8 protein-coding genes are annotated in these 11789 nt (G+C 53.1%); all 8 read right to left on the bottom strand.

Annotation, left to right across the window (positions count from 1 at the left end; translation table 11 throughout):
- Position 1: 1 nt before the first annotated feature.
- Positions 2-1135, bottom strand: a complete 1134-nt coding sequence (locus H8K03_16770; protein ID UVT19426.1) for a glycosyltransferase family 4 protein — start codon at positions 1133-1135, stop codon at positions 2-4.
- Positions 1136-1226: 91 nt separating this feature from the next.
- Complete coding sequence (locus H8K03_16765; protein ID UVT19425.1) at positions 1227-2975, bottom strand: hypothetical protein; 1749 nt, start codon at positions 2973-2975, stop codon at positions 1227-1229.
- Between the two features lie 128 nt (positions 2976-3103).
- Complete coding sequence (locus H8K03_16760; GenBank protein ID UVT19424.1) at positions 3104-4171, bottom strand: NAD-dependent epimerase/dehydratase family protein; 1068 nt, start codon at positions 4169-4171, stop codon at positions 3104-3106.
- Positions 4172-4206: 35 nt separating this feature from the next.
- Positions 4207-5154 (bottom strand): NAD-dependent epimerase/dehydratase family protein, encoded by a 948-nt coding sequence (locus H8K03_16755; protein UVT19423.1) that lies wholly within the window; start codon positions 5152-5154, stop codon positions 4207-4209.
- Positions 5151-7079: an asparagine synthase (glutamine-hydrolyzing) gene (gene asnB / locus H8K03_16750; GenBank protein UVT19422.1), complete on the bottom strand. Its 1929-nt coding sequence runs from the start codon at positions 7077-7079 to the stop codon at positions 5151-5153. The genes H8K03_16755 and asnB overlap by 4 nt, the downstream gene beginning before the upstream one ends.
- 7 nt (positions 7080-7086) lie before the next feature.
- Positions 7087-8151: a UDP-N-acetylglucosamine 2-epimerase (non-hydrolyzing) gene (wecB, locus tag H8K03_16745; protein UVT19421.1), complete on the bottom strand. Its 1065-nt coding sequence runs from the start codon at positions 8149-8151 to the stop codon at positions 7087-7089.
- Between the two features lie 382 nt (positions 8152-8533).
- Positions 8534-9562, bottom strand: coding sequence for a hypothetical protein (locus H8K03_16740; GenBank protein ID UVT19420.1), 1029 nt, complete (start codon positions 9560-9562; stop codon positions 8534-8536).
- A gap of 200 nt (positions 9563-9762) precedes the next feature.
- On the bottom strand, positions 9763-11256 hold the full coding sequence (locus tag H8K03_16735) for a glycosyltransferase (protein UVT19419.1): 1494 nt from the start codon (positions 11254-11256) through the stop codon (positions 9763-9765).
- Positions 11257-11789 lie beyond the last annotated feature (533 nt).

The following is an 11789-nucleotide window of genomic DNA, read 5'->3' as shown; positions in this document are numbered from 1 at the left end:
GCTACAACTCTCCAAGTACGTCAGCCACAACTTGGCCCAACTTCTCGGCATTGCGTTCAGCAGTATGGGCCTGCGCCGCCCGCTCGGAGCCGGCTTTCATCCGATCAATATCGGCCGATGTAAGTTGATTCAACGCGCGCGCGAGGGAGGCCGGTGCAAAATCGTTCGCCACGACACCACATCCGAACTCGCGCACGATTTTGGCCATCTCTGGAGATGGCCCGATCGCCACAGCAAGGCGAGCTTGGAGGAATTCAAAAAACTTATTCGGAAGTGCATGAAAATTATTGAAGCTGGAAGGGGACAGGAGATACAGGCCAATATCGTAGGCATTGGTGAACGGAACAAGCGCTTCCATTGATACCGGCGAGAGAAATCGAACCCGCGGATTACCGGAAGCTTTAGCCTTTAGCTTTTGGATGTAGCCGGGGAAAGTCGGAACCAGCATGAGGTCGAGTTCAAAGCGGTCATCCACCCATTGCATGACCTCGATCATCTTCTCGATCTGCCTCGTTGGCATCGCATAGCCATGATGAATCATGCGGACCGGCCGCATCGGTGTCGCACGGGGAGCCAGGACATGGCTTGGAGCGGCGTTCTGAATGACGACGGGCTTGACTCCAAGGAGACGGCGATACTCTTCGGCGATGCCGTCTGCCACCGTGATGACTCGTGCCGTCCTAGGAATGTATGTTTTGCAGAGATAGTTAGCATGCCCCTGATGGAATAGACGCCACACCAATCGCTCCTCAAATTCCAGAGGAGCATATTCATGTGCATCGAGGATGACCGGTCGAGTCCCGGCAAGAGAAAGTGCAAGAGGCAACGCCTCCAAATCATTCGCAATCGCCGTATCGAAGGCAATCCCTTCCAGCTTGCGATGGAGCTCTTGAACATGTTCCCTTGACCAGTAGTGCGATTCATACCGGCGTGACAGCAGTTTAATGCCTCCCACACATCTTCGCGTGAAGGTCCGAGCGTTGTGCTTGCAACCAAGAAAGCGAACATCGGACATTGCAGGATCGCCAGTGCCTGCAGCGATCACCGCGTGATGTGTTCGAAGGGCTTCGATCTGCCGGCGAACACGAGGATCCTGCTTTAGATCAGTGAATGAAATGACAAGAACCGTCGCCATAGGAGAACCACACACCGTCCAGATGAAAGAGCCCCATATCTCCGACCCAGCCGCTTCTCTGACTCATGTTTATGAACAACCGGAATAACCACTATAAGCACCGAGCGCCGGACAAAAAACACGGTAGGTACCTGGACTCAAGGGTCATATTGGCATCCTCGCTGTTACTGAGCAACGCGGCGATCTTCTGAAGGTCTGTTCCAGCACAGATATCGCGCGTGCATGCCAGGTAGGTCCGAACAAAGTGTTGTCCCTCAGACGAAGTGAGTGTGGCTTTTAGCTTCGTCTCGAACGCGATGTTGCGCGCCGTTCTATCAGGCCAACCAGGGCAGAAAACCGTGGCCGCATCGTCGGGTAGCAAAACTCCGTCTCGGTCTCGCTTGTCCTGCAACTTCGTCAGCATGGTCTTGAGCTCCATCTCGACTTCGGTAAGAGATAGCGCTTGATCACCGCTGACGAGATAATGATCGATGAGCCACCCCCCGTGCCTATTGTGATATGGAAGCAGTCCGACTTTCCCTGACTGTTCTATCGACAGGTAGATGACACATGCGTTCTGCGGCGAGAAAAGGAAGGTTCCAAACTTGCCCCGCAGGCCTTCGACAAAATAGTAGTACCCGCACTGGTTCACCAATCCATCCATCGTCGGCAACCGTACATGCCGCTTCCTGAGGTGCAGCCCACCATAGCCACATCGGAAGCCTTCAAGCGGGGGGCCAAGATCACATTCCTGAATATATCCATCCTTCGACCAGTCACGTCGGTAGGAAGGGAATCGGGCGTCTTGAAATTCCCGATCCTGAATTGCCAGGCCGCCGACCGCCTCCCACCCATCGGTCCTTGTCACATAATCCGTAAGAATCGTGGCACCTCCGGCCGTATCAAGACGTACAACAAGGACACGGCTTTGAAATGTCGACGTGATTATTAGGTTTTCACCCAATGAGGCGATTCCGTACGGCATGTTGAGATGCTCTCGCAAGGGGCCATTCCCTCCAAAGCATCGCTGGGTGTCAAGGCTTTGAGGATCGAGTGAACAAACAAATCCGGTGTGGGCATCTGATCGAAACAGATTGCCGTGATGCACGACAAGGGAGGTGGGCCAAAGCATTCGGTGATCCCAGGGGTTCCAACCCTGAGACCCGATCCGCTTGTTTAGCGCCCCGCTCATGAGATCAATGCGCACTATTTCCCGTCGTTCCAAGCTGGAGGCAAATACTTGATCTCCGAGGATTGCAACACCATGCGCATTCCGGAGCGCAAAGCTCCAAAGCGGCTTCCAGTCGCCATCGCCGGTTCGTCGAAAAGCCGCGATGTTGTGGCCATCATAGCTGGCCACCACAAGCACATCCCCGCCGTCCGATAGGGCCACACCTTCAGGAGTGATGGTATCCTGTGACGCAATAGTAGCCCGAATGGAAAATGTGGTCTCGTCACAGTCTAGGACACCCTCGTACACCTGATTTCCAAGATTGTTCGCAACGATGAATCTTTGATGGGCATCGTCATAGGCAAGACCTGTAGGGAGCCATATGGACGGCCCCTTACTACCTAGGATAGGTGCCACAAGCTTCAAGGAACCAGAGTTAAGTTCAAGGCAGTAGAGATGCGTATAGTCGGCCACCGCGGCATAACGCCGGTTGATGGCTACTGCACTGATAAACGGAGAGACAGCGGGAACATTCTTACCGTCCAGAATGAGTTGTCTCGTATGTCCGTCGTATGCGAGCGGCTCGACTCGTTGTTTCCACTGCGTAGATCCGGCTTGTTTCACGACGAGAATAATCAAGCCGAGCACGACTACCGTCATGAGCAAGACCACACGAGAAAGAGAATTCACAAGGTTCCCCAGTGCTTGTTGAGGAGCTGGGATCTATGGAAAGCGACCTGATCGGTTCACCACTGGAGAGGCGCAGGAAGAAGTCTCAGGCCACCTCGAGAGAGGGATATCATGATAGACGGCGGTGATCAGCGTCGATCATTGTCGGCGACGAAATTCTTTATCTGTGAGTCGTGTTTTTGAATACACCCATCGATGGCACTCAAATTCTGCGTTGTCCATTCGATCGTCTTCGAAAGACCATCGAGGAGATCTGTACGTACTTCAAAACCGATCTCCCGCTTGGCCTTCTCCGTACTACCGAATCGTTTGCCCGACCTATCCCAAGGTCGTTCGGACAGAAATTCGATATCGGCGCTATTACCGGTCAATTTATTTATTGATCTGGCAAGGTCCAGAATTGACGTTTCTACTCCGCTCGCCAAGTTATAGACCTCACCGGCCTTACCCGCACTCGCGCAAGCCACCAAACCCCGTGCGATATCCTCAACATAGATAAAGTCGCGGCTCGCACGCCCATGGTTTTCGACACGCAATGGCATCTTTTTTAACGCGCGGTAAATAAAGGCCGGAGTGACATTGCGCCACACGGTCGCCGGAGTTCCACGCCAACGCCCGGCGCCAAGAATCTCTCGTGGCCCATAGACGTTCTGAAATCTCGCACGCACGGTCGGAAGCCCATGCTGATGGTGGTAGTAGACAGAGTAAAACTCACCAACTACTTTTGAAATCTGGTAAGGGCTATCCAACTCGATGGGAACCGGACCATCCTCCGTGGTGGGCTGAGCAGAACCATACGTATGAGGAGCGAGGGTGCAACCCGACGCCGCATAGACCAGCTTCTTTACGCGGCGAAAGTTTTTCATCCTTTCATACAATTTAAGCGTGGTAATGAGATTGTTCGCATGATCCTCGAGCGGATTGGCGATCGAACTTTGATTGCCATGATAGGTGGCGAGATGAAAGACATAGTCGAACTTATCGCGTAGGCTAGTCAGGATAGTGTCATCGGCGATCGACCCTTCCCGCAAGTCCACGCGAGGATCGTCCGGCACGTTGAATCGTTCGGCCGACAAAAAATTGTCGACGATTGTCACCCCTTCGCATTCATGATCAAGCAGCAGTTGAATCAGGTTACTTCCGACAAAGCCGGCTCCACCCACCACCAGACATCTCGACCTTTTCAACGCGTCCATTTCCTCGCCTTTCCCGATTCCAACCCGGACGTCCCTTACTTCTTCTCATCCACAGGCTTCAAATGTGTGAATGTTTGGCTGATGCCGAATTTCTTGTACCACTCGATGGCGGCAGTTACACCCTGCTCCAAAGGCGTGCGCACTTGCCACCCAGAAAATACCTGAAGCGTTTTTGAAGGATCCAGCAATATGGTGTACACATCATCGAGACCGCGGGGCCGCACTTCGACGTCCTGTTCGAGCTTGATTCGGAGTGCATGAATCGTCGCATTGAAGAGATCTTTGATGGCAAAGTCGGAGCCGGAAGAGATGTGGTAGGGTCCAGACTGTCCCTTTCCCGAAATAGCCATCAACACGACCTCGATGAGATCATCGATGTAGATGAAATCCCGCCGGGTATCCATGACAAAGCAAGGCTTGTTATTGGTCAGACGGTGATAGAACGTCGGAAGAGGCCCGCTGAGATTTCGAGGCCCGTACGCATTGGCAAGCCGGAACGAGACCCAATCCAGTCCGCTCAGCATGACATACTGCTCCCCGGCCGTCTTGCTGATGGCATAGCTGCTGGCCTCAGACCGAATCGGATGGTCGATCGTGATCGGCTGCTCCAACGGCTTCAGGCCGTAGCACAACGCGGTCTGAAAATAGATGAGCCGTTGTACATGATGGCGTTTTGCAGCCTGCACAACATGAGCGGTACCGACACAGTTCGTGAGCGTGTCCTCTCTCCAATTCTCTGGGTCCTTGTAAGAGGCAGCCGCGTGAACGACCTGGTCTGGTCCGAACTCATCAAACGACCGATCGACGAGGGACTGATCCGCAATCGTTCCTTCCACCACTCTGAGTCGGCCATGCGGTGTGAGATTGTCCCGACGACCGGTCGCATAATTATCGATGACGCACACCTCGTGCCCCTGTCCTATGAGGCGATCAGCCAGATGCGATCCTATGAATCCGGCGCCTCCCGTGATCAATACTTTCATGATGGTGTCTCCTCATTCATCAACAGACGTCGATACTCGTATGCCCTATCGTGAAAAACTCGCTGCCACAATTCCAGACACAGGAAGCCCCACAACTTTCGTCCAAATTTTAACTCGCGCCCCAACCCGGCCAGAACCGTCCGGTTACTGATCAACGGGCGCTCCAAGGCCTTTTGAGACGATAGGATGTCGGTCACATAATCGCGGACCTTTCCTTTCCCCCCCACCCATTCCTGCAACGGAACTGGGAAACCCATCTTATCTGTCCGCCGAACGATCGATTCGGGCAAAACCGACCCCAGGGCGCTTCTCAGCACATGCTTCATATGCCCGTCCTTGAATTTGATATCCGCCGGAATGGTTGCAGCCATTTCTACCAGCGGGCGATCGAGGAACGGCACGCGAGATTCCAGGCCATGCGCCATACTCATACGGTCTTCCACATGGAGCAGAGCCGGGAGCAGCGTTTTGAAATCGAAATGCGTCATGCTGTCGAAGTAGGACTCCTTCTGAACGTTGGAACCGCGGAAAATCTTCCTGAACGTCTCGAAGGGCGAGTACTCGCCCAAGAGTTCCCATCGCACCTCGTCGGCATGCAATGCCGCGCGATTCACCAACCTAAAGTAGCGCTTGTCGAGCTCCTCGAACAATCCTTCGCGCCAGAACTGTTGTAACAGAGGCTTGTAGTTTCGGAGTGCGGTGAGATTGGGAATGATGGACTCATAGGTGACGATGAAGTTGCCGGAATGCATCGTGCCGTCAATGGCAGCTTTGATGCATTGCTCAAAATACGCGATGAGATAGCGCGCATAGCCTCCAAAAATCTCGTCGCCTCCCTGTCCTCCAAGCACGACCTTCCGATGCTGCGCGGCGAGCCGGGAAACCATGAACTGAGGGAATGATCCGGGACCGGCTACAGGAAAGTCCAAATGATAGATGACCCGCTCAATGTTCTCGACAAAGTCTTCAGCGGTAATGTCGATCTCGTGGAGCGGAAAGGATCTGAATCGCGCCAGGTCGCGGGCATAGTTGCTCTCATCGTAGGCTTCCCCGAGGGAAAATTTCCCCGCAAACCCGATCAGCTCATGGGCTTGCCGCTCGGAAGCCAACGAGGCGATGATGCTTGAATCGAACCCTCCGCTGACATATGCACCTACCGGGACGTCACTCCGAAGATGGAGCGCCACGGAATCCTGCATCAAGAATCGAAGCTGCTCTTCGAAGTACTTCGCCGTATGGTTGAAATCGAGATGGTAATACACTTCCCAGTAGCGTCGTGTTTCAATCCGGCCGTTTCGCGCAATCAACACATGCCCGGGCTGAAGCTCCTGGATGCCGCTAAAGAGCGTCTTGCCGTCTAAGCAAAACTGGAAGGTGAGGTAGTCTTTTAACCCTTCCACATCGGTTGAGATCTCAGGCACAAACGGCAGCAACGCTTTCAACTCCGATGCGAAATAGAGTGCGCCTCTCACCACGCAGTAGTACAACGGTTTGATCCCGAACGGATCTCTGGCGCATAGAAGTGTGGCGTTGGCCTCGTCCCACAACGCGAACGCAAACATCCCGCGAAACTGGTTGAGACACTCCACTCCCCACTTGTGATAGGCGTGTAGAATGACTTCGGTGTCCGAGTGCGTCTTGAACAGATTCGCCCCCAACTCATCACGCAACTCGAGGTAGTTGTAAATCTCTCCGTTGTGGATGATCCAATTGCCGGCGCGATCGTTCATCGGCTGCTGGCCGGACGCGACATCGATGATGCTCAACCGACGATGGGCGAACCCCACTGTTCCGGAGGAGTGCAGCCATGTCCCCTCGCCGTCCGGACCGCGGTGTCGCTGGAGTTTGCTCATAACTTCCAGCGAACGCCGAAGATTGTCGATCCGTTCAGAATCAAGGCTCAGTATGCCGGCGATGCCGCACATGAGAGGATTACTCCTTGCGAGAGGTGAGGACCTCTACGATCCGTTCTGTCGTACGGCCATCGCCGTACAAACTCCGATGAGGCGCTTGGCACCGCTCCATCTTATCGACAGCGTTCACGATGGCCGCCGTATCGCCCCCACACACAATATTCCAGCCTGCCGTGACGGTCTCTATCCATTCCGTTTCGGTTCTGAACGTAACACAGGGAATCCGCAGATAATATGCTTCCTTCTGGACTCCACCTGAATCGGTCAACACACAAGCGGCATGCTCTTGGAGCTGGACCATGTCCAAATACCCGAGAGGGTCCATACACCGGACATTGTTTCCCACGTGAACAGCATACTCATTCAATTTCTTTTTCGTCCGTGGATGAAGAGGCAGAATCACCGGCTTTTTCACGGTCTGAAAGGCCTGCAATATAGAACGCAGCCGGTCAGGATGGTCGGTGTTCTCAGCTCGATGTATGGTAGCCACATAGTAAGAGCGTGGAGATAGGTCGAGGCGTATCAATATATTCGATCGGCGTTCCGCACTCGCACGGTGGAGAAGTAATGCGTCGTACATGATATCGCCGACTACATGAACACCGGTCTCGATACCTTCCCGACGTAGGTTGTCGCGTGATACCGCAGAAGGAGCAAAGAGCCATGTCGACAGATGATCCGTCATGACACGGTTGATTTCTTCCGGCATCATTCGATTGAAACTCCGCAGGCCTGCTTCGACATGCGCGACGGGGATATTTAACTTTGCTGCGGCCAGCGCAGCGGCCAATGTCGAATTGGTATCTCCGTACACGATCACCACGTCCGGTTGTTCCTTTTGCAAGACCTCCTCGACTGCTTTCAACATGGCGCCTGTTTGCATGCCGTGCGAGCCGCTTCCTATACCGAGATGATAATTCGGTGCAGGAATTCCGAGGTCTTCGAAGAACACGTCCGACATGCCGTGGTCATAGTGTTGGCCCGTATGAACCAGTATCTCCTCACTCCGTTTTCGTAAGGCGATCGTCAGAGGACTGGCTTTGATGAATTGCGGCCTGGCGCCGACAATAGACACACATTTCATAACTCAATATCCATCCCGTATATTTACCCCACCGGGAGCCTCATCATGAACAGACCGGAAAGCAACTGCCCGGCCGCCGAGAGCCCCACGACTTCGGCCGCCTGATGGAACGTTGGTTGAGCAAACACCTGTACCACCCGCGAATAACGGCCTCGTCGATGATTCCGCTTGTTCTGGCTGGGCTTCCGACTCTGTCATCTATTCAAAGGGAATGGCGATGCATTCGGCATCTCGCCAGTAGCTTGAGAAGATTCGACACGCCCCGATCTTTACGCACAACCGTGGACATGGATAGGAGTACCTTCCGAGACGTTCTCAGAGCACGAGCAAAGGACTGACCGTGATGTTTGAGATTTGGCAGACAATGACGAGATATGCCTAACTACCGTATCAACTCTTTCAATCGTCCCCGAACAGCAAGCCGTCCGTTATTCATTTTCTCGAGAACGCGTCCTGCATCACCAAAGAACCTGCTCGACCTGAAATGCCATGCGGCACCTCGTGGAGTTGTTTCGGAAAGAGCCCGATCGATCATAGCGGCAAACGCGCGATAAGAATACTTACCGGACAGACAAATATCAGCGTACGCCTGGTCGACGATCTTACTCATCAGCTGGATATCTTTAAGCTTGTCCAACACCTCTTCCAAGTTGGAATAGTCACGTTTCAGCCGAATATAGTGTCGATCTGCTTCAAAAACACCGTCATAGTGGCCTTCAATCAGAACCTGACAGGTTTTCGTCACAACGGCTTCAAAATGTCGAGGCCCTATCGCGAAGAACTTATAGCTATCCCAGCCCTTTGGAAGAGTTTGGCTTATTTGTTCATACGACAGAGTGGGGTTTGATTGAAGCTCGAATTGGATCAAGGCCTTGATTTCTCCATTCCGATCAAGCACGCTCGACCCACTTTCGCATCCGATAATAGCCCGCCCGGAAGCCAAAAATTTTTCCCAGCGATCACCGACGATGGTGTCCTCCGGTCGAGTCGAGATATCGCACTTCAGACCTCTCTCGCTCGCCCTTTCAGCTACCCGATCAGCAATCTGTGACTTCAGCTGTCCGTGGTTCCCAAACCAATAGGGCAATCGACTTGCACGGTATACGATATCGATGGGTCTCTCTTTCAGAGCAGGCTGCTTCCCTCCCCATCGGCTCATCGCCTGTTCATCGATATATCCGGTAAAGGCCTTGTAGAACAAAGCCTTTTTATGCATCAGTGGATACAACCTGACGTGATGCGATGGATCAAAGTTCGAGAAGACGACCGACACGCCCCATTCATACAGCCATTCGTCTAAGACTTCGGAATGATCGTATTCATCCTGCGGCATGGCCAGCTTGAGACAATCCAGGGACGCCACCCATCGCAACTGCCACTTCCAGTCATAGAACGCAGGAGCCCAGCGCATACACAAGAACGTTGTATGTAGGATTACGGCATCAAATTGGGTGCGACGCAACCAATTCGGAGGAGGGTAAAATGCATTCCAGTAGGAAAGGTTATGGGAAACTTCGCTGCTATCCATAACATGGAGATGCGCATAGATAGCCGGTCTCATTTTTGGCAATGGCTCCGGATACCAGTAGAGGACGAGAATTGTCTTGGGAACTAGGGACATTGGTGCGAGACTTCCTCGACAAAGAATTTTTCTATGGTTTGCCGGTACGGCAAAGACAGACAGGCCCAGTTGAATCCGGCGTGAGTCGCTTTGTGGGCGTTCTCCTTCAGCGAACAGAGCAGTGTTGTATCGTTGATCAACAGTTTCACAGCTTCTTTCAAACCGTCTGGACTTGATGGATCATACGTAAGCCCACATTTATATTGGCTAAGGATCTGGGACACATATTGCGTTTCGCTGGTGGAGAGTATCGCCAGTCCTGCTTGCATGTATTGCGAGAGCTTATTGGGACAGCAGTACACATGATTGAGGTTCGGCCCTCGGTAAGGAATGACGCCGACATCGGCTCGTGATGCCGCCTCAACCAGTTGATCCTCAGCCACCGCCTCTTCTATCCGAATACGTTCATTTGAGATGAGATCGCGGTGAACTTCACACAATCGCTGAAAGTATTCGTTCATTGGAGATCGCAACAGGAGCACCGCTCTCTCGTCATCGATGAGGGCCCATGCATTCAGGAGTTCCTCAAAGCCTCGCCCCGGTACAATACGTCCTTGAACCAGAATTTTGATCGGAAAGGTGACCGGTCGAGCACTGGAGGGTTCCACGTCCTTTCTCAAGGGCTCCGCATTAGGAACCGCAACAACGTGTTCGATTCCATATTGACGCTCGAGATAACGCGCAACCTGAGGGTTGACCGTGATGACGGCGTCGGCTTGTCTGATCGCCTTCCTCTCGATAAACGCGATGACACGCCGCTCCAACATCCCGGCCTCTAGGAACGCCTCCGGCCATACCTCATGCGAGTCATAGATCACGGCACAGCCCATGAGCTTCTTAAGTTTTACAGCGGCCAGCAAGGCATATATGTCATGGCAAAGAATGACTCGAGGTACGATGGACACCGCTCGAGCTCTTTCATAAAGCGTGCGGTAGATAACCTGCATGCCTCGCAGGATATCGATGCAGCTGACCAGAGACGGCCATGCGCGGCGCAGTGCACCCATCGTGATGCTTCGTAGCGTCGGCCGACTTAAATTCTCCGGAGATGGACGGCTTATATGAGCAGACCGAATTTTGGACATCATCCGCCGTTCGAGTATCGGCCGGACAATCCCTTCCATACGCATGAGACGGAGCAGCCGACGACATTTGGACGAGACGAGAATCGTGTGGGTAGGGTTGCATAGAAGTTGCAGAACATGCCCCAGGGCTTTTTTACGAACATTACTCCGAGGGAAGACCCGCTCGATAAAGACGTGTCCGTCATATTGCCGATACGGCCTTGCACCCACAAGCCAGCTGAATCCCAAAACATCGGTCCGGCCAACCTCCTTACACAGGTCGATGACCCAGCCGACTCTCGGGTCTTCCTCAGGCTCATGAGGCACCAGCATCAGGATTCGTCGGGGATAGCTCTCCTCTCGATCATTGGGATAGATACCCGACACATTCCCCACTGCTTGGCCTTTTGAAACTTGCATCTTAACAATCACCACATACCAAGAACATTCGCGCAGTTATATCGGAGCTCCGATTCGCGGAGTGTCTGATGCCACGGCGATTCAGACTTCCGCCCGAGCATCTGGGAAAGAGTTCGGCCATGGGCTCATATAGAGCTCTCCATCTCACGCTACCGATCACCCCCATACGCGTCCAAGAACATAGCTATCATAGATAGAAGATCACTACGATACTTTTCTAGAGCCCAAGTCCCCTTGCCACACCGCAGATTCTACAGCTTCATAATCCATGTCACCTATGAGTGACTGGAGTTCCACGACAATAGAAAAATAGTGGTAGCATTCTGAGTCGAAAGCACCATTTGGATCAACTAGGGTTATCCCGATCGGCCAGCACACTGCCTATACCAGGAGATACGAGCGAGAGACGACCGCTCTATCATGGGCGCTGAAATCGAGTCGATTTCGATGAGCCACTACATACGGTGCTAAACCGTGGGAGCCTGTCGATCAAACTCAGAGTCGAGGGTTTCTACGGCGAAGAGCGGGATCAA

Origin of the sequence: Nitrospira sp. (assembly GCA_024760545.1) — a bacterium.
Lineage (GTDB): Bacteria > Nitrospirota > Nitrospiria > Nitrospirales > Nitrospiraceae > Nitrospira_D.
The sequence above is the reverse complement of the archived record's forward strand: the minus strand, read 5'-3'. Positions and strand labels throughout refer to the sequence as shown.